Source organism: Mycobacterium sp. (genome assembly GCF_025933915.1).
Lineage (GTDB): Bacteria > Actinomycetota > Actinomycetes > Mycobacteriales > Mycobacteriaceae > Mycobacterium.
In genome coordinates this window covers 1-21,706 of the sequence record NZ_JAICZA010000010.1, presented here as the reverse complement: position 1 = coordinate 21,706, position 21,706 = coordinate 1, and the positions used below count along the sequence as shown (strand labels likewise).

At 68.9% G+C, this 21,706-nt stretch carries 20 protein-coding genes and 1 pseudogene; 11 read left to right on the top strand and 10 right to left on the bottom strand.

The window, feature by feature from the left end; all coding sequences use genetic code 11:
* Positions 1–117: 117 nt before the first annotated feature.
* A pseudogene (locus tag Q0W90_RS02770) lies at positions 118–348 on the top strand (oxidoreductase); the annotation flags it as partial.
* 5 nt (positions 349–353) lie between these two features.
* Positions 354–1,199 carry an aldo/keto reductase gene (locus tag Q0W90_RS02765; protein ID WP_297596145.1) on the top strand — a complete coding sequence of 282 codons (846 nt, stop codon included), beginning with the start codon at positions 354–356 and terminating at the stop codon, positions 1,197–1,199.
* Positions 1,200–1,216: 17 nt separating this feature from the next.
* Here the strand turns inward: Q0W90_RS02765 and Q0W90_RS02760 are convergent, their stop codons facing one another.
* From Q0W90_RS02760 to Q0W90_RS02750, 3 genes are read right to left on the bottom strand one after another with little or no spacing between them, the layout of a single operon-like run.
* Complete coding sequence (locus Q0W90_RS02760; protein ID WP_297596147.1) at positions 1,217–1,930, bottom strand: HNH endonuclease family protein; 714 nt, start codon at positions 1,928–1,930, stop codon at positions 1,217–1,219.
* Positions 1,927–4,146 (bottom strand): ATP-dependent DNA helicase RecG, encoded by a 2,220-nt coding sequence (gene recG / locus Q0W90_RS02755; protein ID WP_297773041.1) that lies wholly within the window; start codon positions 4,144–4,146, stop codon positions 1,927–1,929. The genes Q0W90_RS02760 and recG overlap by 4 nt, the downstream gene beginning before the upstream one ends.
* Before the next feature lie 2 nt (positions 4,147–4,148).
* Complete coding sequence (locus tag Q0W90_RS02750; protein WP_297773078.1) at positions 4,149–5,798, bottom strand: DAK2 domain-containing protein; 1,650 nt, start codon at positions 5,796–5,798, stop codon at positions 4,149–4,151.
* A 334-nt stretch (positions 5,799–6,132) separates the two neighbouring features.
* Here Q0W90_RS02750 and rpmB point away from each other — a divergent pair, with 334 nt between their 5' ends.
* Positions 6,133–6,324 carry a 50S ribosomal protein L28 gene (gene rpmB / locus Q0W90_RS02745; RefSeq protein ID WP_297596151.1) on the top strand — a complete coding sequence of 64 codons (192 nt, stop codon included), beginning with the start codon at positions 6,133–6,135 and terminating at the stop codon, positions 6,322–6,324.
* 23 nt (positions 6,325–6,347) lie between these two features.
* Here rpmB and Q0W90_RS02740 read toward each other — a convergent pair whose 3' ends face one another.
* Both Q0W90_RS02740 and Q0W90_RS02735 read right to left on the bottom strand, forming a co-directional pair.
* Positions 6,348–7,169, bottom strand: coding sequence for a mycofactocin-coupled SDR family oxidoreductase (locus tag Q0W90_RS02740; RefSeq protein WP_297698054.1), 822 nt, complete (start codon positions 7,167–7,169; stop codon positions 6,348–6,350).
* A gap of 2 nt (positions 7,170–7,171) precedes the next feature.
* The gene (locus tag Q0W90_RS02735; protein WP_297596155.1) at positions 7,172–8,062 is read right to left on the bottom strand and encodes an SDR family NAD(P)-dependent oxidoreductase; all 891 of its coding nucleotides are present in this window, start codon (positions 8,060–8,062) and stop codon (positions 7,172–7,174) included.
* A gap of 95 nt (positions 8,063–8,157) precedes the next feature.
* On the opposite strand from Q0W90_RS02735, the gene Q0W90_RS02730 reads away from it, so the two are divergent.
* The 4 genes from Q0W90_RS02730 to Q0W90_RS02715 are packed head-to-tail and all read left to right on the top strand — an operon-like array spanning position 8,158 to position 11,884.
* Complete coding sequence (locus Q0W90_RS02730) at positions 8,158–8,601, top strand: nuclear transport factor 2 family protein (protein ID WP_297596157.1); 444 nt, start codon at positions 8,158–8,160, stop codon at positions 8,599–8,601.
* Positions 8,602–8,623: 22 nt separating this feature from the next.
* On the top strand, positions 8,624–9,814 hold the full coding sequence (locus Q0W90_RS02725; protein WP_297773038.1) for a sulfotransferase: 1,191 nt from the start codon (positions 8,624–8,626) through the stop codon (positions 9,812–9,814).
* Positions 9,807–11,051, top strand: a complete 1,245-nt coding sequence (locus tag Q0W90_RS02720; RefSeq protein WP_297773036.1) for a hypothetical protein — start codon at positions 9,807–9,809, stop codon at positions 11,049–11,051. The genes Q0W90_RS02725 and Q0W90_RS02720 overlap by 8 nt, the downstream gene beginning before the upstream one ends.
* A 2-nt stretch (positions 11,052–11,053) precedes the next feature.
* Positions 11,054–11,884 (top strand): oxidoreductase, encoded by an 831-nt coding sequence (locus Q0W90_RS02715; protein WP_297773034.1) that lies wholly within the window; start codon positions 11,054–11,056, stop codon positions 11,882–11,884.
* A gap of 44 nt (positions 11,885–11,928) precedes the next feature.
* Here Q0W90_RS02715 and Q0W90_RS02710 read toward each other — a convergent pair whose 3' ends face one another.
* Genes Q0W90_RS02710 through Q0W90_RS02700 form a run of 3 tightly spaced genes read right to left on the bottom strand, consistent with a single transcriptional unit; the run spans position 11,929 to position 14,536 of the window.
* On the bottom strand, positions 11,929–12,858 hold the full coding sequence (locus Q0W90_RS02710) for an NADP-dependent oxidoreductase (RefSeq protein ID WP_297596183.1): 930 nt from the start codon (positions 12,856–12,858) through the stop codon (positions 11,929–11,931).
* A 5-nt stretch (positions 12,859–12,863) separates the two neighbouring features.
* The gene (locus Q0W90_RS02705) at positions 12,864–13,547 is read right to left on the bottom strand and encodes a uracil-DNA glycosylase (protein ID WP_297596165.1); all 684 of its coding nucleotides are present in this window, start codon (positions 13,545–13,547) and stop codon (positions 12,864–12,866) included.
* Positions 13,548–13,588: 41 nt separating this feature from the next.
* Positions 13,589–14,536 carry a thiamine-phosphate kinase gene (locus Q0W90_RS02700; RefSeq protein ID WP_297596166.1) on the bottom strand — a complete coding sequence of 316 codons (948 nt, stop codon included), beginning with the start codon at positions 14,534–14,536 and terminating at the stop codon, positions 13,589–13,591.
* Between the two features lie 116 nt (positions 14,537–14,652).
* Between Q0W90_RS02700 and Q0W90_RS02695 the strand changes: the two genes are divergently transcribed.
* Positions 14,653–15,237, top strand: coding sequence for a DUF3515 domain-containing protein (locus tag Q0W90_RS02695; protein WP_297698062.1), 585 nt, complete (start codon positions 14,653–14,655; stop codon positions 15,235–15,237).
* A gap of 146 nt (positions 15,238–15,383) precedes the next feature.
* Here the strand turns inward: Q0W90_RS02695 and Q0W90_RS02690 are convergent, their stop codons facing one another.
* Both Q0W90_RS02690 and Q0W90_RS02685 read right to left on the bottom strand, forming a co-directional pair.
* Positions 15,384–16,529, bottom strand: a complete 1,146-nt coding sequence (locus Q0W90_RS02690) for a D-alanine--D-alanine ligase family protein (protein ID WP_297596170.1) — start codon at positions 16,527–16,529, stop codon at positions 15,384–15,386.
* A 27-nt stretch (positions 16,530–16,556) separates the two neighbouring features.
* Positions 16,557–17,612 carry an NAD(P)H-dependent glycerol-3-phosphate dehydrogenase gene (locus tag Q0W90_RS02685; RefSeq protein WP_297596172.1) on the bottom strand — a complete coding sequence of 352 codons (1,056 nt, stop codon included), beginning with the start codon at positions 17,610–17,612 and terminating at the stop codon, positions 16,557–16,559.
* A 169-nt stretch (positions 17,613–17,781) separates the two neighbouring features.
* Between Q0W90_RS02685 and cofC the strand changes: the two genes are divergently transcribed.
* The 3 genes from cofC to Q0W90_RS02670 all read left to right on the top strand — a co-directional run.
* Positions 17,782–18,453 carry a 2-phospho-L-lactate guanylyltransferase gene (gene cofC / locus Q0W90_RS02680; protein WP_297773029.1) on the top strand — a complete coding sequence of 224 codons (672 nt, stop codon included), beginning with the start codon at positions 17,782–17,784 and terminating at the stop codon, positions 18,451–18,453.
* Positions 18,454–18,540: 87 nt separating this feature from the next.
* Entirely contained in the window at positions 18,541–20,742 is a 2,202-nt protein-coding gene (locus Q0W90_RS02675) for an RNA degradosome polyphosphate kinase (protein ID WP_297773027.1), read from the top strand.
* A gap of 83 nt (positions 20,743–20,825) precedes the next feature.
* The coding region (locus tag Q0W90_RS02670; RefSeq protein ID WP_297773025.1) for an NUDIX hydrolase at positions 20,826–21,706 on the top strand (881 nt) is incomplete at its 3' end.

Here is a 21,706-nt window from a genome sequence, read left to right as displayed (position 1 = left end):
CTCAACGGTGAAGGTTATTCCACCCACCGCCCGCCGCATCGAGCGGAAGACCGGCCGAGCGGCCGCCAATTCCGGTGTGCCGCGCGACTAACTGTACGTGGTGGCGCACTCGGTACCGAGCGGCCCGGATGGACACCTGCCCAGGAGTTGATTAGGTTGCATTTGCTCCCTCGGTAATATCGTGGTCCCCAAGCCGGTGAAGCCTTCACGGATTGCGAGCAATTTCGACGTGTTTCGATTTCGAACTCAGCGCCTCGGACTCGGCGCCGAAACGGCGTCGATCTCCTCGCCCGATGACGGACCCGGCTCGGCGCACAATCTCGAACCTTTAATTCCACAGGCAGGTGAATGAATTGACTGGCGAGTCGGGCTCCGCCGCACCCTCAATTGCTCTCAACGACGAAAACACGATGCCGGCCCTGGGCCTGGGCGTCGCGGAATTGTCGGACGACGAGACCGAGCGCGCGGTGTCGGCGGCGCTGGAAGTCGGCTGCCGGCTCATCGACACCGCCGCGGCCTACGGCAATGAAGCCGCCGTCGGGCGCGCTATCGCCGCCTCCGGGATCCCCCGCGCCGAGCTGTTCGTCACCACCAAGCTGGCCAACGCCGACCAGGGATTCAAGGGGGCGATGGACGCCTGTAGCGCCAGCCTGGAGCGACTCGGGCTCGATTATGTCGACCTGTACCTGGTTCACTGGCCGGCCCCATCGCTGGGCAACTACGTGAACTCCTTCGGCGGCATGATCCAGAGCCGCGGCAACGGTCATGCCCGCTCGATCGGCGTCGCCAACTTCACCGAGGAGTACCTGACGACGGTCATCGACCTCACGTTCGTCACCCCGGCGGTCAACCAGATCGAGCTGCACCCGCTGCTCAACCAGGAAGCGCTGCGCAAGACCAACGCCGAGCACAACGTCCTGACCCAGTCCTACACGCCACTGGCGCTGGGCAAGTTGATCGACAACCCGACGGTGAACTCGGTCGCCGCCGAATACGGCAAGACCGCGTCACAGGTGCTGCTGCGGTGGAACCTGCAGCTGGGCAACGCGGCCGTCTTCCGGTCGGCCAATGCCGAGCACATCGCCACCGACATGGACGTGTTCGATTTCGAGTTGGCCGCCGAGCACATGGACGCGATCAACGGCCTCAACGACGGCACCCGGCTGCGACCGGACCCGGAAACCTATTCGGGCTCATAGCGGCCCGTCATCGACCATCACCCCGCGGGGCAGGTCGCGGCGGCCTGACGCAGGACGCCGGTCGACGCCTGATCCACGGGCAGTGAATAGCCGCGCAGCACGGCGATGAATTGCATGGCGTACTGGCAGGCGAACGCGGTGTTCGGCGGCATCCACCGCGCCGGCGGCGAATCGCCCTTGTCCTGATTGGCCGGCCCGTCCACGGCCAGCAGGTTGGCCGGATCGTTGGCGAAGCGCAACCGCTCGGGCCTCGGCCAGCCGTAAGCGCCCATGTCCCAGGCGTAGGCGAGCGGGACGATGTGGTCGATCTGGACCGATTCGCCGACCTTGGGTCCGCGGGTAAAGTCGATGGTCTTGTTGGTGTACGGGTCGTGCAGCGTGCCGGTGGCCACGGCGTCCGGGCACCGCTTGATCGACACATACGTCTTGTCGACGAGATCGCGGTCGAGGATGTCGTCGCGGGTGTCGCACCCGTTGTGCCCCAGCGGGGCGTCGTTGTCGTCGTCCCAGGCGTCGCCGAACGCCGCCCGCAGGTAGTCGTAGCGGTGCAGCCGCACCGGCACCACCGCGACGCCCGCGAGCACATCGGCGCCGGCCTGCACCGTCGGAACATCAGCGCGCGCAGCGTATTCGGCGGAATGCCTGGTGGCCGAGGACCCGACCGTCTGGTAGGCCACCACCACCGCGAGCGCCGCGGCCGCGGCCAACCACAACAGCACCTTGCGGTTCAAGATTTGTCCAGGTATTCGATGCGGTCGGTGTCGGTGAATCGAGCGGCCAGCACGGCCAGTCCGGGGTCTGAGCCGTCCTCGGCATAGGTCCGGACGGCGAAGTCCCGGGCCGCCTCGATGTACTCCAGGTGGTCCGCCAAAGACAGCAGCCGCAGCGTGATCGCCTTACCGGACTGGTTGCGGCCCAACACATCTCCCTCGCGGCGCTCCTTGAGATCCAGGTCGGCGAGGGCGAAGCCGTCCAGCGTCGCGGCCACCGCACACAGCCGCCGGCCGGCCGAGGAGTCCGGCGAGGCCCAACTGGCGAACAGGCACAGGCTCGGGTGCTGGCCGCGGCCGATCCGGCCGCGCAGCTGATGCAGCTGGCTGATGCCGAACCGGTCGGCGTCCATCACGAGCATGACGGTGGCGTTGGGGACGTCGACACCCACCTCGATGACGGTGGTGCACACCAGCACATCGATCTCGCCGGCGCGAAAGGCCGTCATCGCCGCGTCCTTCTCGTCGCCGGGCAACCGCCCGTGCATCAGCCCCAGCCGCAGGTTCGCCAGCTCGCCGGAACGCAGTCGGGCGTAAAGACCTTCGGCGGTTTCCGGCGCCTTGGCATTCTGCTCCTGCGTGCCCGCATCGTCGCTCTCGTCGATGCGGGGCGCCACCACGTAGGCCTGTCGCCCGGCGGCGACCTCTTCGCCGATGCGCCGCCAGGCGCGGCCCAACCATGCGGGCTTGTCCTTGACGAAGATGACGTTGCTGGTGATCGGCTGGCGCCCGCGCGGGAGCTCGCGCAGCGTCGACGTTTCCAGGTCCCCGTAGACGGTCAGCGCGACGGTGCGCGGAATCGGCGTCGCCGTCATCACCAGCAGGTGCGGCGTCACACCCGGACGGGCCTTGGCCCGCAACTGATCTCGCTGCTCGACACCGAAGCGGTGTTGTTCGTCGACCACCACCATGCCCAGGTTGTCGAACTCCACCGCGTCCTGCAGCAGCGCGTGGGTGCCGACGACGATGCCGACCTCGCCGCCGGCGATCTCGGCCCGAATCTGCTTCTTCTGCGCGGCGGTCATGGAACCGCTGAGCAGCGCCAGCCGGGTGCCATGGTCGGCGCCGCCCAGCTGGCCTGCCATCGCCAGCGGGCCGAGCACGTCGCGGATCGATCGAAGATGTTGGGCGGCAAGCACTTCCGTCGGAGCCAGCAGCGCGCACTGATAGCCGGCGTCCACCATCTGCAGCATCGCCAGCACCGAGACGATCGTCTTACCCGAGCCCACCTCCCCCTGCAACAGACGGTTCAGCGGGCGATTCGACGCGAGCCCGTCGGACAACACGCCGAGCACGTCGCGCTGCCCCGCGGTCAGCTCGAATGGCAACCGCCCCAACAGTTCCGCGGCCAATCCATCGGGGCGGGGCGGCGCCGGGGGCCCCGACTCCGAAAGCTCGCCGTGGCGGCGGGCCACCAGCGCCCATTGCAGCCCGACGGCCTCGTCGAAGGTCAGGCGCTCGCGTGCCCGCTGCCGCCGGGACTCGCTTTCGGCGAGGTGGATGTCGCGCAACGCCTGATCCTCGGGGACCAGGCCGAATCTCGCGCGCAGCTCCTCGGGCAGTGGATCGGGCACCGGGTCGAGGACGTCGAGCACCTGGCGCACGCAGGAGAAGATGGTCCAGCTCTGCAACTTCGCGCTGGCGGCATAGATCGGGAAGAAGTGGCGCTGGTACGCGTCGGCGATATCTTCGCCGGTGGTGGCGTGCGAGGCGTTCGCGATGCTCTTGAGGGACACGGTGCCGCGGTTCTTCCCGTCCGGCGTGTCGAGAAGGAGAAACGCCGGATGCGTCAGCTGCATGACGTTCCTGAAGAACCCGACCTCGCCGGAGAGCATCACCTTGGTGCCCTTGGTCAGGTCCTTTTTGATGTAGTTCGCGTTGAAGAACGTCGCGGTCACCTTGCTGCGCCCGGTGCCGAGCGTGATGCGGTGACACACCTTCTTCGGGGTCTTCTTCATCGGGAACGTCTCGGTGTCGGCGATCGTGTCGATGATGGTGATGTGCTCACCCGCCGGCGGCCGTTCGTCGTCGGCGCCCCAGCGGCTCGCGCCCTCGGTGTAGCTGCGCGGGTAGTGGCGCAACAGGTCGTCGACGGTCCGGATGCCGAACACCTCGTCGAGGAGCTCGACAACCTTGCCACCAACGACGTAGTCCAGCCGGTCGGACAGCGCCGCCATCGCTATTCGACCCCGATCAGCAGCGTGTCACCGTGATGGCCGGTGCGGTAGGTGACCAGTTCGGTCCCCGGGTGGTGGTCGTGCATGTGCTCTTCCAGGATGTCGCAGACGGCGCCGGCGTCCCCGTCCGTCTCGATGCCGGCGCCCAGCAGCACGGTCACCAGGTCGCCGCCCGAGGCCAGCAACAGATCGAGCAGGCCGATCGCCGCCCCGACCGCGTCGGTGGCCACGATCAGCACCTCGTCTCCCGCGATCCCCAGGCCGTCTCCGGGATGGCAGCGGCCCGCCCAGGTCAGCGCGCTCTCGGTCGCGATGCGCACCGAGCCGTGCCGTGCCGCGCCGGCGGCGCGGGCCATGGTGTAGCCGTCGTCGACGGCCTGCCTGCCGGTTTCGTGCACGGCCAGCGCGGCCAGCCCCTGCACCATCGACCCGCTCGGAATCGGCACGACGTCGATCCCCCAGCCGATGGCCGCGGTGCATCCGGCGACCAGCTCCTCGGCGGCCACGTAGCCGTTGGGCAGCACCATCACCTGTGCGGCGCCGGTGTCGACGACGGCCCGCATCAGCTGGTGCGCGCTGATGTTGGTCACGGGTTCGTGCGCGGCGGGGTCGCGTTGCAGCACGCAGGCGCCTTCCCCGGCGAACAGGTCGGCGGCGCCGTCGCCGTCGACGACGGCCAGCACCGCCCGTTCCCGCACCCAGCCACCCGGGGGCAATCCGGGGGCGCCGGAACTCAGGGCCGAGATGACGATGCGGCTGAGTTGTCCCGCTGCCAATCCCGCCTCCACGGCGGCGCCGGCGTCGTCGGTGTGCACGTGCACCGAGTACGTGTGCCGGGCCGACGACGGCGCGGACGCGATGCCCACCGAATCGCCCAGGTCCGCCAACCGGTCCCGCAACGCGTTCGCCGCCGCGGGCTCGCAGCCGTCGAGTCGGTACATCACCTCGAATTGGGGCGCCGGGCGCGGCGTGGCGACTTCCGTTTGCTGCGCCCGCGGCGAGAGCTCGTAGACCGTGCGGGCCGGCGCCTGCCCCGTGATGGTGGTCCGCAACGCATCCAGCAGGACCAACAGACCCCGCCCACCGGCATCCACGGCACCGGCGTCGGCCAGCACGGCGAGCTGCTCGGGGGTCTTTTCCAGCGCGACCACCGCCGCGTCACCGGCGGCGATGACGGCCGGCGCGAGCCCGTCCCCGGCGCCGGCGCACTGCTGTACGGCGGTGGCGGCGGCCCGCAACACCGAGACGATGGTCCCCGGGACCTCCTCGCCCCCCATCGAGGTGATGACCAGCTCCCCGCCGCGCTGCAGCGCGGCGCCCAGGGCGACGACGTCGACGTGGGGCAGGTCACCGCCGGCGTCGGCCGCGGCGGTCGCGGTGACGTCGGCGATGCCGCGCAGGATCTGCGACAAGATCACCCCGGAGTTGCCGCGGGCGCCGTTCAGCGCGCCGGCCGACAGCGCCGCGGCGGCTCGGGCGGCACACGCCGAGCCGCCCTCCGCGTTCAGCTCCGCCAACGCCGAACGCATCGTGAACAGCATGTTGGCGCCGGTATCGGAGTCGGCGACCGGGAAGACGTTGAGCCGGTTGATCTCATCGATGTGGGTGATCAGGTCGCTGACGGCCGTGTGCGCCCAGTCCCGCAGGGTCATCGCGTCCAACAGACGATCCTGCGTGGTCCACGAAGTGGCCAGGGGTACCCACCTCCTCTGCGCCTCGGTGCCTCGTCGGTCGCCTCCCGGCGCCCGGCATCCGGTGGGCGCCAGCGTAGCCCGGCGACACGCGCGACGGCTGCCGGTGACCACCACCCGCCCGGCGGGCCGAACCGGCCCATCGAGCCTAGCCAGAGGGGGCGACAGTGGGGGTGACCGTTTTGGTGGTTGCCACCACAGTCGGTATCCTCAGTGGGGCCTGGGTGAGCCCGGGCTGCCCCGGCCACGTGTCAGACCGCCGAGCCGGACCCCCGAGATCTGAGGAGCTTGAACAATGGCCGCTGTGTGCGACATCTGCGGGAAAGGCCCCGGCTTCGGCAAGTCGGTGTCGCACTCCCACCGCCGCACCAGCCGCCGGTGGGACCCCAACGTCCAGACCGTGCACGTCGCCCGTCCGGGCGGCAACAAGCAGCGCCTCAACGTCTGCACGTCCTGCATCAAGGCCGGCAAGGTCGCCAGGGGCTAGTCCGGGCTGAGACCCGCCGCCGCTCACATGACGACGTGGCCGGCGTCGACCGGTATCGACACCCCGGTCACGTAGCGCGACCGCGGGCCGGCCAGCCACAGCACCGCCTCGGTGACGTCCTGCGCCTCGACCAGCGGCACCCCGGGCAGCAGCATCTGCGAGACGGCCGGGTTCGGATTCTCCGTCATCCGGGTCACCACGAAGTCGTTGAGAATCATCGGTGTCGCGACCCCGCTGGGGTGTATCGAGTTCACTCGAATCTTGTGTGGCGCATAGGCATTCGCCGCCGAACGCATCAGACCCACCACACCGTGCTTGGACGCGGCGTAGGCGAACATCGCGGCGCTACCGTCCCCGCCGCGACCGGTCAGGCCCTGCGAGGAACTGACCAGCACCACCGAGCCGCCCCGGCCCTTGCGCACGATCGAGGGAACCGTCGCCAGCATCGTGTGCCACACACCCTTGAGGTTGATGTCGACGATCGTGTTGAACACCGGTTCGGACTCGGGCTCGGTGACGCCGATCGCCACCACCCCGGCGTTGGCGACGACGACGTCGACATCGCCGAGTTCGTCGATGCCCGCCTGCACCCCGGCCTGCAGCCCCGCGAGGTCGCGGACGTCGGCGATCACCGGAACCGCCTTGCGGCCCGCGGCCCCGACCAGCTGCACGGTTTCGGCAAGCTCGGTTTCGGTGGCCAGGGCGTAGGGAATCGCCTCGAGGTCGGCGCAGATGTCGACGGCGATGATGTCGGCGCCCTGCTCGGCCAGTGCGACGGCGTGGCTGCGGCCCTGGCCGCGCGCGGCGCCCGTGACGACGGCGACGATGTTGTCGAATTCACCCATGATCAGACCTCCAGTGTCGTGCCGGTCGCGTGTTCGGCGAAGGCCACCAACCGCGCCGCCGTGTCGTAATCGCAGGCCAGCGGCGTCCGGCCGATGAGCACCGGGCCGCCGCGCAGCCCGAACCTGCCGCTGACCCCGACGTAGCTGCCCGGCGGGATCGGTTCGCTGATGCAGTACAGCGTGGGCGCCGCGCCCTCGTCGATGTCGTTGGCCAACCGGTCGGCCACCACCTTGACCGTCTTGTGGGCCAGCGACATCAGCGGCGAGTCGCCCACGTTCGAGAGGTTGGAGGCCACCCAGCCCGGGTGGGTGAGGTGGGTGACGATCGGCGAGTCGGCCGCGCGCAACCGCCGGTCCAGCTCCAGCCCCCACAGCATGACCGCGAGCTTCGACTGCGCGTAGGCGCCCAGCCTCGTCCACTTGTGTCGGCGCAGGTGCAGGTCGTCCAGGCGCAGCGTCGCCGACCGGTGCGCGTCGGAGCCGACGTTGACGATCTGCGAACGCACGTTGGGCAGCAGCAGGTTGGTCAGGGCGAACGGTCCGAGCAGGTTGGTGCCCAGCGTCATCTCGAATCCGTCGACCGTGTCGGTGCGGCTCTCGGTCAGGGCGCCGGCGTTGTTGATCAGGATGTCGACCGGCCCGTCGATCAGGTCGCAGAAGGCGCGCACCGACGACAAGTCGGCGAGGTCGAGGTTGACCACGGATGTCGAGCCGCCCATTTCCGCCGCTCGTTGCGCGCCGAGCTCGGTGTTGCGCACCGCGAGGATCACGTGCGCGCCGGCCTTGGCGAGCGCGCGTGAGGTGCCCAGCCCCACCCCGTTGGTCGCCCCGGTCACGATCACGCGTTTGCCGGTCAGATTGCCGAGCCTGCTCGGCGTCCACGGTAGGGTCACGGCGACTAAGAATAGTGGTCACTTCTATGTAAGTTGGGCCGGTTCTGCCAACATATCGGAAGCACAGCGGACAGACTTCCCCGAGGCGGTTCGACATGAGTGACAGCGCCACCGAGATCACCAACCTCATCTACACGTATGCGCAGCTTCTCGACGGCGGCGACCTGGACGGGGTGGCCCGGCTCTTCGAGCACGGCCGCATCTGCGGCGTGGAGGCCGGGCCGCCGGAAACGGTGTTCGCCGGCTCGGCCCGGGTCCGCGCGATGTACGAGATGGCCACGCGCATCTACGACGACGGCACCCCGAAGACCAAGCACAACACGACCAACGTGCAGCTGTATATCGACGAGGCGCAGGGCACCGCGACAAGCACGTCCTACTACTGCGTCACGCAAGCCACCCCCGACCTGCCGCTGCAGGTCATCGTGACCGGGCACTACAAGGACACCTTTCAGCGGCGCGACGGCGCCTGGTGTTTCGACAGCCGCACCATGTTCGTCGATCAGGTGGGCGACGTCAGCCAGCATCTGAAGTTCTGACCGAGTCGAAAGTTCTGCCCCCGTGGAATCCCTCAGCGTCTTCGAGCCGGCCGCCGTCATGGCCGACGCGCAACGCAAGGAAGAGCTCACCGATTGGGGCCCCGGTGATTTCGACGGCCCGCTGGCCGTGCTGCTGGCCGACTATGCGCGCGCCGATCTCAACGCTATCGGCGCCCACATCCTGCGGTCGGGCATCGTGCACAGCCTGCGGATGCGGCTGCGCGCGCAGGAGTGGATCCGCCGTCATCCGGAGATCCTCGACGAGCCGGTGGCCGCGCCCATCGTCGTCGTCGGGATGATGCGCAGCGGGACCACGTTGCTGCAGCGACTGCTGGCGGCCGATCCGCGTTTCGTCTGCGCGTACGGATGGGAGGTCGTCGAGGTCGCGCCGCGGCTGAACCATCGGTTCGCCGGGGTCGATCCGCGCATCGCCATCAGCCAAGCGCGAGAAGCGAAATCGCGCGAACTGGCGCCCGAACTGTTCTCCATCCACCCGATGTACGCCACCGAGGCCGAGGAGGAGATCGTCTTTCTGGCGGACGCCTTCTTGTCGCACGTCCCCGAATCCGGCGCACACCTGCCCCACTACCGGTCCTGGCTCGACGACCAGGACTTCTCCCCCGCCTACGGCTATCTGCACCGCATGCTGCAGTTCCTGCAGTGGCAAAAGCGGCGACAGGGCCGCCGGGGCCAACGTTGGGTGCTCAAATCGCCGGCGCACCTGGGATATTTGGACCTGCTGCGCACGCAATTCCCCGATCTGCACGTCGTGCACATGCATCGTGATCCGCGCACCACGATCGCGTCCGGCGCCAGCCTGAACGCCACCCTGCATGCGATGCACGCCGACGACGTCGACGTGCACCGGGTGGGCGCGCAATGGTTGGCGCGGATGGGCTGGACCAATGACCGGGCGATGACGACCCGCGACGGCTGGTCTGACGACGGTGACCGGGTCACCGACATCGGGTTCGATGAGGCGGTGGCCGACCCGATCGGGCAGGTGGCCCGCGTCTACGACACGATCGGGCTGCCGCTGACCGCCGAGGCCGAGGATGCGATGCGGCGCTGGCTGCGTGAGCGTCCGCGCGAGGCCACCCGCCCGCCCTACGGGCTGGAGAACTACGGCCTGCTTGCCGAGCAGGTCGACGAGCGGTTCACGTTGTACAACAAGCGTTTTGGACAGTTTATCGGAGGAACAGCACATGCCTGACGACCCGGTCGCGACGGTATCCCAGCACGAACAGGAACTGGCCGCGCTCGACCTGATCGAGCATCCCACCGTCAGGGCCGCCTACCGGACCGTGGCGGAGACCTGGCTGGGCCGCGCCAGGGCGTCGGACGCGATGCGCGAACGCTTCGACGACGCGTTCGCCGAGGTGATGTTCTCGGCGGCGGTGTGGTCGTCCAACCAGGACAAGCTGCGGCCGAAGGTCAGCTGCATCACCCGGCTGGCGCACCCCGTGGACGGCCGCCGCATCCCCGGATCGCGTTGGGGCATCGACAATCCCGACAGTGTGTACCGGGTGATCCCGATCTCCGGTGACGAGCGCTACGAGATCCACGGCCGGGTCGGCGAACACCGGATGACCGAGAACTACTTCACCCTCTGGGACGCGAACATGGGCACCGTCGATGTGCTCAACGGCCGCACCATGCGGGTCGACTCCGACGGCGGCTTCACCATCACCGTCGACTCCGAACCCGCCAACGGCCGGCCCAATCATGTGCGGACCTCCCCCGCGGCACACGAGTTCTACATTCGCGACGTGCTGCTGGACTGGGGCCACGACGACCCCAACCACCTTGAGGTGCAACGACTTGGCGGCCCACCGGCAGCGCCCGCACGTACCCTCGACGAGCAGGCCGAGGCAACCGCGGCGATGATGGATTACTTCGCCAACTTCACCGGCAAGCTCAGTCACGGTGTGTACAAGATGCCGGCCAACCGTTTCGACCTGGCCTGGTCGGCCGACAAGGTCGGCGCGATGCGCAACCAGGTGTACGTGATGGGCCGCGTCGATCTCGCCCCCGACGAAGCGTTCGTCGTCGACCTCAATGACGGTGGCGCCGAATACTTCACCGTCCCGCTCAGCAATATCTGGGGTACCACGCTCGAGCTCGTCGACCGCACCGGCAGCCTCAACAAGGCGCAGTCGCTCGCCAACGAGGACGGCACCTACACGTACGTGATCTCGCCCGTCGATCCCGGCGTGGCCAACTGGATCGACTCGGACGGCCTGCGCGAAGCCATCCTGACCCTGCGCATGGCGGAGTTCGGCGAGAACGGTCCCCGCCAAGACCTCGGCGCCCGGGGCCGCGTTGTCACACTGGACCGGCTCGACGCCGAGGTGCCGCACTTGGCGCGGGTGAGCCCGCAGCAGCGGGCCGCCCAACTCGCCGACCGCCGAATGGCTTATCTGCGGCGCCTACCGGAAGGGACGATCTAGCGATGTCACGCTGGCTGATCACGGGATGCTCCACCGGCTTCGGTCGCGAAATCGCCCGCGCGGCCCTGGAAGCCGGCCACAGCGTGGTGGTGACGGCGCGACGGGCCGGGGCCGTGCAGGACTTCGCCGACGAGTTCGGCGAGCGGGCCCTTCCCGTCGCCCTGGACGTGACCGACGGCGGCCAGGTCGCGGCCGCGGTGGCGACCGCCGAAAAGGCCTTCGGCGGAATCGATGTCCTGGTCAACAACGCCGGACACGGCTACCTGTCCGCGGTGGAGGAGGGCGAGGACGCCGAGGTGCGAAAGCTGTTCGACGTGAACTATTTCGGCGCCGTCGACATGATCAAGGCGGTGCTGCCGGCCATGCGCACCCGGGGGTCGGGGCACATCATCAACATCTCCTCGATGACCGGCCTGGTGGCCAATCCGCCCAACGCCTACTACTCGTCGACCAAGTTCGCGCTGGAGGCGGTCACCGAGGCGCTCGCCACCGAGGTGCGCCCGCTGGGCATCAAGGTGACCGCCATCGAGCCGGGTGCCTTCCGCACCGATTGGGCGACCAGGTCCATGAAGGAATCGGACGCCCCGATAACCGATTACGCCGACGTGGCGGCGCGCAAGGACCTGATCAAGCAGTTCGCCGACCACTTGCCCGGCGATCCGCGCAAGGTCGCCGAGGCGGTGCTGATGGTGACGAAGCTCGACGAACCGCCGCTGCGGCTGCTGCTGGGCCGCGACGTGCTCAAGGCCATGCGCGACAAGATCGCCGCCTTGTCGGCGTCGATCGACGAATGGGAAGCCGTCACCAAGGACGTGAATTTCCCCGGCTCGTAGGCCCTGGGTAAACGCTTTACCGCCGACGGGATGCGCGGCTTCCGTCAGTCTCGCACGACGAGGACCGTCTTCCCGGCGCGGCCGCCACGCTCCCGGCTTTCGTACGCCTCCCGGCCCTCGCCGAGCGGGAACGTCTGGGCGATCGCGACGCGCAACCGGTCGCCATCGACCAGCGCGGCGAGCTCGGTCAGCTGATCCCGATTCGGTCTGACGATGAAGAAGGTTGCGCTGACACCGAACTCGTCGGCCCTGCCGTCCGGCGGCGGTGCCGACAACGTGATCAGACGGCCACCGCGGCGCAGCACGCCGAATGACCTGTCCAGCGTCTGGCCACCGACAGTGTCGACGACGACGTCGTAGGCGGCGCCGGTTTCGTCGAATGCCCCGGTGCGCGTGTCGATCACGCGCTGCGCGCCGCAGCCGCGAAGAAGGTCGGTGGTGTCGCTGCGCACGGTCGCGGTCACCTGCGCACCCAGGAGCACGGCCAGCTGAACGGCCAACAGGCCCACTCCCCCGGCACCGCCGTGCACCAGGACGGTCTCTCCCGGTTGCACCGCCGCGTGATCGACCAGAGCCTGCAGCGCGGTCAGGCCGGCCAGCGGCAGCGCAGCGGCGACGGTGTGGGAGACCGTCAACGGCTTGGCGGCCAGGTCCGCCGCGGGTACGGCGACGAAATCGGCCGCGGCGCCGTCACGGTCGAACTCGATCAGTCCATAGACCTCGTCGCCGGGTACGAAGTCGGTGACGCCGTCGGCGACCGCGGAAACCACGCCGGACACCTCGTGGGACGGGATCACGGGTACGCGGCTGACGCCGTTGCGAGTCCAGGTTTCGTCCCACGTCAGCTCGTCGAAGGTGATGGCGGCGGCGTGGACGGCCACCAAGACCTCCCCGGCTGCCGCGGCCGGCACGGGCGCCCGCTCGATGACCAGCTGCTCCGGACCACCGCGCCGGTGCGCCCGCAGCGCGGCCATCTCGTTCAGGGCAGTCGCCAATCGATCGAGTCCGCGCCCATTTCGGCCAGCAGCTCGTTGGCTCGGCTGAACGGACGGGAGCCGAAGAATCCCCGCGACGCCGACAGCGGCGAGGGATGGGGTGATTCGATGGCGACGCAATTTCCTTGGGCGAGAATTGGTTTGAGTGTTGATGCGTCACGGCCCCACAGGATGGCCACCAGGGGCAGCGAGCGTGCGGTCAGCGCCCGGATGGCGCACTCGGTGACCGCTTCCCAGCCCCTGCCCCGGTGCGAGGCCGGATTACTGGGGCGCACCGTAAGCACCCTGTTCAGCAGCAGCACGCCGCGCTGCGCCCAGGGCGTCAGGTCACCGCACGAGGGCGGGGGGTGGCCCAGGTCCGCGGCGTACTCCTGAAAGATGTTGGCCAGGCTGCGGGGCAGCGGCCGCACCTCGGGTGCCACCGAAAAGCTCAGCCCCACAGCGTGTCCGGGTGTCGGGTAGGGGTCCTGCCCGACGATCAACACCCTGACCTGGTCGAAGGGATAGGTGAACGCGCGCAACACATTCGGTCCCGCGGGCAGATACCTGCGCCCGGCCGCGATCTCGTCCCGCAGGAATCGCCCCATCTCGGCGACCTGCCCGGCCACCGGCTGCAGCGCGCTCGCCCAGCCCGGCTCGACCAGTTCACTCAACGGGCGCGCCGTCATCATCGGCCCTTCGCGATCGGGTAAACGGTCACCGCGCCACCCTAGTACGACTGCCAGCCGGCGTGGCCGCTCCACTCCCGATCGTCGACGAGCACCCGGGCCGGCCCGTCGAGAACCCGCCCGATGATGCGCCATCCGGCCGGCGCGGGTCCGGCGAAACACGCCACCAGCGCGTGGTCTTCGCCGCCCGCCAGCACCCACGGCCAGGGATCGGTGCCCGCGGCGGCCGCCGCCGCGGCAAGCGCGTCGCGGTCGGCGACCAGTGCGGCCGTGGACAGGTCGACGCCCACCCCCGACGCCTCGGCGACATGCCGTAGGTCGGCGATCAGGCCGTCGGAGACGTCGATCATCGCCTGCGCTCCCCCGGCCGCGGCCACCGCGCCCTGACCATAGGGCGGCTCGGGCACCAGATGCCGACGCCGCAGCTCGTCGAACCCACCAACCTTGTTGTGCCACAATGAAAACCCCGCCGCCGAGCGGCCCAAATCTCCGGTTACGGCGACCAGCGAGCCGGGTTTGGCGCCCGATCGCCGCACCGGCTCGCGGCCGTCCAGGTCGCCCAGCACCGTCACCGAGATCACCCACTGCGGGCAGCTGACCAGGTCACCGCCGGCGATGCCGGCGCCGATGCGCTCCGCCTCGTCCCACATCCCGTCGACCAGCGAGTCCACCGCCGCCGCCGGCGTCTCACCCGGCGCGCCGAACGCGACGACGAACGCCGTGGGCCGCGCGCCCATCGCCTCGACATCCGCGGCGTTCTGGGCGATCGCCTTGCGGCCGATGTCGTGGGGCGTCGACCAGTCCAGCCGGAAATGCCGATCCTGCACCAGCATGTCGGTCGACACCACCGCGCGGCCATCGCCGGCCGCCACCAGCGCCGCGTCGTCACCCGGCCCGAGCACGACCGCGGCCGGCTGCCGGCGGCCAGCCACCAGGCGGTTGATGACGGCGAACTCGCCGAGTTGCTGCAGCGTCGATTCGTCCTGCACGCAACCCACGATAGGGCTCCCCACGCGCGGACCGCGCCGGTGCGGGACCCAGCGGCCAGGCGGGCCGTTTGCGGTCCGAGAATAATTGCCCAACCGGGTGAGCGAAGGCGATAGTGATGAGCAGACAGGAGGTGCGGGCGGTGGCAACCGAGTCGGACGCCGACGGCGGGCCGCCGCGCGCGGTGATCATCGTCGCGGTCGCGCTGGCCGTCGCGACGATCGGCGTGATCCTTGCCATCGCGGCAACCCGTGAGGCGCCACCGCACCCGGTGGCCGTTCCCGCCGCCCCGGCGCCGCAGGCCGAGAGCGCCGCGTGCCGGGCGCTGATGGATGCGCTGCCGCAGCGCCTGGGTGATTATCAGCGGGCCGCCCTCGAACAACCGGAACCGGTGGGCGCGGCGGCCTGGCGGTCCGGGCGGGGCGGTGACCCCGTGGTGCTGCGCTGCGGGTTGGACCGCCCGGCCGAATTCGTCGTCGGCGCTCCGATCCAGGTGGTCGATCGGGTGCAGTGGTTCCAGGTGCGTTCCGATCAGCAATCCGCCGGTGACGCCGGCAGATCCACCTGGTACGCGGTGGACCGCGGAGTCTATGTGGCGCTCACGCTGCCCACCGGGTCGGGCCCGACACCGATCCAGCGCCTTTCCGAGATGATCGAGCAGCGCATCGCGGCGGCGCCGATCAACCCCGGGCCGGCCCGTTAGCCCCATATTGGCGACCCGCCGCGCTGGCGATCGCCACTGGTCCGATGGTGGCGACCCGCTGCGCCCGGCTACGCCGCGCTGGCGATCGCCACTGGTCCGATGGTGGCGACCCGCTGCGCCCGGCTACGCCGCGCTGGCGATCGCCACTACCGCAGACCCACGCCGCGGGCCAACGCCGTCTCGACCATCGTCGCCAGCAAGGTCGCGTAGTCCACGCCGCTAGCCGCCCACATCCGCGGGTACATCGAGATCGTGGTGAATCCGGGCATCGTGTTGATCTCGTTGAGGACCGGCCCGTTTTCGGTGAGGAAGAAATCCACCCGGGCCAGCCCCTGACAGTCAATGGCCTTGAACGCACGGATCGCCAATTGACGCACGGCGTCGGCGACCTCGTCGTCGACCTTTGCGGGCACGTCCAATTCGGCTGCGTCATCAAGGTATTTGGTGGCGAAGTCGTAGAACGAATCCTCGCGGCCCCGCACGCCAGCCACCCGAATCTCACCCAACGCGCTGGCTTGCACTGTGCCATCGGGCATTTCGAGCACACCACACTCCAGCTCACGACCAACGATCGCGGCCTCGACGATGACTTTGGGATCGTGGCGGCGCGCTTCGGCGACGGCCGCGTCCAACTGGTCCCAACTCGATACCCGGCTCACACCGATCGAGGAACCGCCCCGCGCGGGCTTGACGAACACCGGCAACCCCAGCCGCTCGCACTCCTCGGACCGCAGCCCCGAGCGCGACGGGCGCAGCACCGCGTAATCGCCGACCGGCAACCCCTCGGCGGCGAACAGCTTTTTGGTGAACTCCTTGTCCATCCCGGCGGCGCTGGCCAACACACCCGCCCCCACGTACGGCACGCCGGCGAGTTCGAGCAGCCCCTGAATGGTGCCGTCCTCCCCGTAGGAGCCGTGCAGCACGGGAAACACCACGTCGACGGACGCCAGGACCTCACCGGCACCGGGTGGCAGGGAAGCCAATTGGCCGCCGCCGCGCCGCGGATCGGCCGGCAGCGCCAGTTCGGTTCCCGACTCGGCGGTCACCTCGGGCAGTCGCCGGTCGGTGATCGCCAGCGCGGCCGGGTCGCCGTCGGTGAGCACCCAGGAACCTTCCGGGGTGATGCCGATCGCGACGACCTCGAAACGCTCCGGGTCGAGGTTGCGCAGGATGCTGCCCGCCGAGACACACGAGATGGCGTGCTCGTTGCTGCGTCCGCCGAAGACGACGGCGACGCGCGCCCGGTCACCTCGTGAGCTGGGGTGCGGCGTCGACCGGTCGCGGGCATTCACAATCACAAGAGGCTACCGGGTGGCAGTTCACTCGGGCTTTGTGCTGCGGCCCAACAGCAGCGCCATCGCCTCGTCGACCGACAGCCCCTTGTGGCAGACCCGGTGGACGGCGTCGGTGAGCGGCATTTCCACGTCGTAACTGGCCGCCAGCGCCAGCACCGCCTCGCAGGACGTCACGCCCTCGACGACGTGCCCGTCGCCGCCGCCGGGCGTACCGGAACGAACCGACTCGATGGTCGCTCCGCGGCCGAGCCGTTCACCGAACGACCGGTTGCGTGAATGCGGCGAGCTGCACGTGGCCACCAGGTCGCCCACCCCGGCCAGCCCGGCCAGCGTCGCGCCCTTGGCGCCGAGCGCTATCCCCAGCCGCATGATCTCGGCCAGGCCCCGGGTGATGATCGCCGCCGCGGTGTTTTCCCCGAGCCCCACACCGGCCGCCATCCCGCAGGCGAGCGCGATGACGTTCTTGCACGCCCCGCCGATCTCGGTGCCGACCACATCACTGTTGGTGTATGGGCGAAAGTATCCGCTGTTCAGCATGCGCTGCAGGGCGACGGCCCGGCCCGAGTCGCTGCAGGCGACCACCGTGGCGGCCGGCTGGGATTCGGCGATCTCGCTGGCCAGGTTCGGTCCCGATATCACCGCGACCTGAGCGGGGTCGACGCCGGTCACCGAGACGATCACCTGACTCATCCGCATCAGGGTGCCCAGCTCGATGCCCTTGGCCAGGCTGACCAGGGTCGCACCCGCGCGCAGCAGCGGCGCCCAGCGCTCGAGATTGCTCCGCATCGTCTGCGCCGGCACCCCGAGCAGCACCGTTGACGCGTCGCGCAGCGCTTCGGCGGCGTCGGCGGTGGCGTGGACGCCCGGTGGCAGCGACATCCCGGGCAGATAGTCCGGGTTCGATCGGGTGGCGTTGATCCGCTCGGCGAGCTCGGGTCTGCGGGCCCACAGCGTGACCTCTGTTTCGGGTCCCCCGGCCTCGACGAGCACCTTGGCCAGCGCCGTGCCCCACGCCCCGGCGCCCATGACCGTGACGGCGCCCGTCGAACCGGCGTTCAACCCGGCATGCGTGCTGGCCATGTACCACCCCCTGTCCGTGGTCGGTGTCGCTCACGCGGCACGTGCAGCCGCTACACCCTAGATCAGCGACGGACCGGGCGTCACGCGCGCCAGCGTGTCCCCCGCGCGCCGGGGTCGTGACGCCAGCTCGCGCGCACCGCGTGCGCCGTCGCTGGCAGGATGACATCTCATGAGCGGCACACGAGCCGACGGCGCAGACAGCGGCGCGGGCAATGTGGGGGATGTCGCGTTGATCATCGCCGTCAAGAGGTTGGCCGCGGCCAAGACCAGACTGGCGCCGGTTTTCTCGGCGCGCACCCGTGAGAGCGTGGTGCTGGCCATGCTGATGGACACGCTGACCGCGGCGAGACGAGTTGGATCACTGGGCTCGATCACCGTGATCACCCCCGACGACGCCGCGGCCGCCGCGGCCGCGGAGCTGGGTGCCGATGTGCTGGCCGACCCGACGCCCGACGGCCATCCCGATCCACTGAACAACGCGATCGCCACCGCGGAGCGCGCGGTGGGGAGTTTGTTTTCCAATATCGTTGTGCTGCAAGGTGATTTACCTGCGCTGCAAACCCAGGAGCTGACCGAGGCGGTCGCGGCCGCACGGGCGCACCGGCGCAGCTTCGTCGCCGACAGGCTGGCGACGGGAACCGCGGCGCTCTTCGCGTTCGGAAGCCCGCTCGATCCCCGGTTCGGTTCCGATTCGTCGGCGCGGCACCGCAGTTCGGGTGCGATCGAGTTGACCGGCGCATGGCCCGGCCTGCGGTGTGACGTCGACACTCCCACCGACCTCGCCGCCGCCCGCCACCTCGGGGTGGGGGCGGCGACGGCCCGGGCCATCGCCGTGCACTGATTTCGGTCATGATGGGTGATGTGTCCTGAGGGTGAACGTCGGCCCAACGGCGAATGGATGTCCCGCGAGCGCTAGCAGCACCGGCGCGTGATGAGCGATGATCGCAGGGTGACGGAAATCGAAGCTGAGACGCGAGCCGACGAGAATTTGTGGCATTCAGGCGACTCGGCCGTGGCGGCACCGCCGGCTGCGACCCCGACCGTGATGACCGATCTGCCGGAGGAGCGTTACCTCAACCGGGAACTGAGCTGGCTGGACTTCAACGCCCGCGTGCTGGCGCTGGCCGACGACAATTCGTTGCCGCTGTTGGAACGCGCCAAGTTCCTGGCGATCTTCGCCTCCAACCTCGACGAGTTCTATATGGTGCGGGTCGCCGGCCTCAAGCGCCGCGACGAGATGGGGCTCTCGGTGCGCTCCGCCGACGGTTTGACGCCACGCAAGCAACTGGCGCTCATCGGGGAGCAGACCCAGCGAATCGCCACCCGGCACGCGCGGGTGTTCCTCGATTCGGTGCGGCCGGCACTCGCCGAGGAAGGCATTCACATCGTCACGTGGGCCGATCTCGATCAGGCCGAGCGCGACGAACTCTCGAGCTATTTCACCGAACAGGTCTTTCCCGTCCTGACGCCGTTGGCCGTCGACCCCGCGCACCCGTTCCCGTTCGTCAGCGGGCTCAGCCTCAACCTGGCGGTCATGGTGCGCCAGCCCGAGGACGGCGGCCAGCACTTCGCCCGAGTCAAGGTGCCCAACAACGTCGATCGCTTGGTCGAACTCGCCAGCCTCGAATCGGGCCGGAGCGCCGCCGCGGGTGACGGACGGTCCGTCGTCCGCTATCTGCCGCTGGAAGAACTGATCGCGGCCTTCCTTCCTCTTCTGTTCCCCGGCATGGAAATCATGGAGCATCACGCCTTCCGGATCACCCGCAACGCCGACATGGAGGTCGAGGAAGACCGCGACGAGGACCTGCTACAGGCGCTCGAACGCGAATTGGCGCGGCGGCGGTTCGGTCCGCCGGTGCGACTCGAGATCGCCGACGACATGACCGAAGGCATGCTGGAATTGCTGCTGCGCGAACTCGACGTGCATCCCGGCGACGTCATCGACGTCCCCGGCCTTCTCGACCTTTCGTCGTTGTGGCAGATCTACGACCTGGACCGCCCGGCGCTCAAGGATCCGGCGTTCGTTCCCGATACCCACCCCGCCTTCGCCGACCGCGAGTCCCCCAAGAGCATCTTCGCCACGTTGCGCGAGGGCGACGTGCTGGTGCATCACCCATACGACTCCTTCTCCACCAGCGTGCAGCGATTCATCCAGCAGGCCGCCGCCGATCCCAACGTGCTGGCGATCAAACAGACGCTGTACCGCACCTCCGGTGATTCGCCGATCGTTCGCGCGCTGATCGAAGCGGCCGAGGCCGGCAAGCAGGCCGTGGCGCTGGTCGAGATCAAGGCACGCTTCGACGAACAGGCCAACATCCGCTGGGCGCGCGAACTCGAACAAGCGGGCGTGCACGTGGTTTACGGGCTCGTCGGGCTCAAGACGCACTGCAAGACCTGCCTGGTGGTGCGTCGCGAAGGCTCGGCGATCCGGCGCTACTGCCACATCGGGACCGGCAACTACAACAGCAAGACCGCGCGACTGTACGAGGACGTCGGCCTGCTGACGGCCGCCCCCGACATCGGCGCGGACCTCACCGATTTGTTCAATTCGCTTACCGGATACTCGCGTAAGGTCTCCTACCGCAATCTGCTGGTGGCGCCGCACGGAATTCGCACCGGCATCATTGAACGCGTCGAACGCGAGATCGCCGCGCACCGCGAACGCGGGAACGGCAGAATCCGTCTCAAGATGAACGCATTGGTCGACGAGCAGGTGATCGACGCGCTGTATCGGGCGTCGCAGGCGGGTGTGCGGGTCGAGGTGGTGGTGCGCGGCATCTGCGCGCTGCGCCCGGGCGCCGAGGGCTACTCCGAAAACATCTTCGTGCGTTCCATTCTGGGCCGTTTCCTGGAACACTCGCGGATCATCCACTTCCGCAACATCAACGAATTCTGGATCGGCAGCGCCGACATGATGCACCGCAATCTCGATCGGCGCGTGGAGGTGATGACTCAGGTCAAGGACCCCAAGCTCACCGCGCAGCTGGACGAATTGTTCGAATCCGCACTGGACCCGTCCACGCGGTGCTGGGAGCTCGGGCGCGACGGGCAATGGACCGCGTCGCCGCACGAGGGCCATACCGTGCGCGACCACCAAGTATCGTTGATGGAGCGGCATCGCAGTCCCTAGACCTGTGCGGTGTTTCCGGTTGTTTCCGGGCCGCAGCGTGATTGAACGTGCGACTCTGACCGAATTGACCTGCAGGAGTTGAGGTGCCGCACCCGAACTCGTCCGACACTCGGCGCTCTGGAAGCCGAATCGTCCATGCCGCGGGAGCGGTCCTGTGGCGACCGGGCAGCCCCGACACCGCCGATCGCCATGTGGAGATCGCCGTCATCCACCGCCCCCGCTATGACGACTGGTCACTGCCCAAAGGCAAGGTGGACCCCGGCGAGACCGCGCCCGTGGCGGCCGTGCGGGAGGTGTACGAGGAGACCGGCCAACGCGCGACCCTCGGCAGGCGACTCAACACGGTGAGCTATCCGATCGAGGCAGGTGTCAAAAAAGTCCTTTACTGGTCGGCGCGCGCCGTCGGCGGCGAATTCATGCCGGGCGACGAGGTCGACCGGCTGCTCTGGTTGCCGGCGGCCGAGGCGATGCAGAAGCTCGACTACGCGCAAGACCGGAAAGTGTTGCGCCACTTCAACAAAAAGCCGACCGACACCCATACAGTACTGGTGGTCCGGCACGCCACCGCCGGGCGCAAGTCGCGCTTCTCCGGCGATGACACCAAGCGGCCGCTGGACAAACGGGGACGCGCACAGGCCAAGGCGCTGGTTCCGCAGCTGCTGGCCTTCGGTGCCTCGCAGGTGTATGCGGCGGACCGGGTCCGCTGCCACCAGACCGTGGAACCACTCGCCGCGGAGCTCGGCTTGACCGTGCACAACGAGCCCACCCTCACCGAAGAGGCCTACGCGAAAAACGCCAAACGCGGCCGCCGCCGGATGCTGGATATCGCCGAGGAGCAAGGCACACCCGTTGTCTGTACACAGGGCAAGGTGATTCCGGACCTGATCGCGTGGTGGTGTGATCGCGATGGAGTGCGGCCGGACAAATCGCGCAATCACAAAGGCAGCGTCTGGGTGCTGTCGTT

What these genes read in the sequence shown, in the direction of transcription:
- rpmB (WP_297596151.1), top strand. Translation starts at nt 6,133, where the DNA reads ATGGCCGCTGTGTGCGACATCTGCGGGAAAGGCCCCGGCTTCGGCAAG.
- Q0W90_RS02705 (WP_297596165.1), bottom strand. Translation starts at nt 13,547, where the DNA reads ATGACGGCGCGCCCGTTGAGTGAACTGGTCGAGCCGGGCTGGGCGAGC.
- recG (WP_297773041.1), bottom strand. Translation starts at nt 4,146, where the DNA reads ATGGCGGCGCTGTCCGACCGGCTGGACTACGTCGTTGGTGGCAAGGTT.
- cofC (WP_297773029.1), top strand. Translation starts at nt 17,782, where the DNA reads ATGAGCGGCACACGAGCCGACGGCGCAGACAGCGGCGCGGGCAATGTG.
- Q0W90_RS02710 (WP_297596183.1), bottom strand. Translation starts at nt 12,858, where the DNA reads ATGGCCGCGCTGCGGGCGCACCGGCGCGGTGGTCCGGAGCAGCTGGTC.
- Q0W90_RS02740 (WP_297698054.1), bottom strand. Translation starts at nt 7,169, where the DNA reads ATGGGTGAATTCGACAACATCGTCGCCGTCGTCACGGGCGCCGCGCGC.
- Q0W90_RS02750 (WP_297773078.1), bottom strand. Translation starts at nt 5,798, where the DNA reads ATGACCCTGCGGGACTGGGCGCACACGGCCGTCAGCGACCTGATCACC.
- Q0W90_RS02715 (WP_297773034.1), top strand. Translation starts at nt 11,054, where the DNA reads ATGTCACGCTGGCTGATCACGGGATGCTCCACCGGCTTCGGTCGCGAA.
- Q0W90_RS02695 (WP_297698062.1), top strand. Translation starts at nt 14,653, where the DNA reads ATGAGCAGACAGGAGGTGCGGGCGGTGGCAACCGAGTCGGACGCCGAC.
- Q0W90_RS02730 (WP_297596157.1), top strand. Translation starts at nt 8,158, where the DNA reads ATGAGTGACAGCGCCACCGAGATCACCAACCTCATCTACACGTATGCG.
- Q0W90_RS02685 (WP_297596172.1), bottom strand. Translation starts at nt 17,612, where the DNA reads ATGGCCAGCACGCATGCCGGGTTGAACGCCGGTTCGACGGGCGCCGTC.
- Q0W90_RS02720 (WP_297773036.1), top strand. Translation starts at nt 9,807, where the DNA reads ATGCCTGACGACCCGGTCGCGACGGTATCCCAGCACGAACAGGAACTG.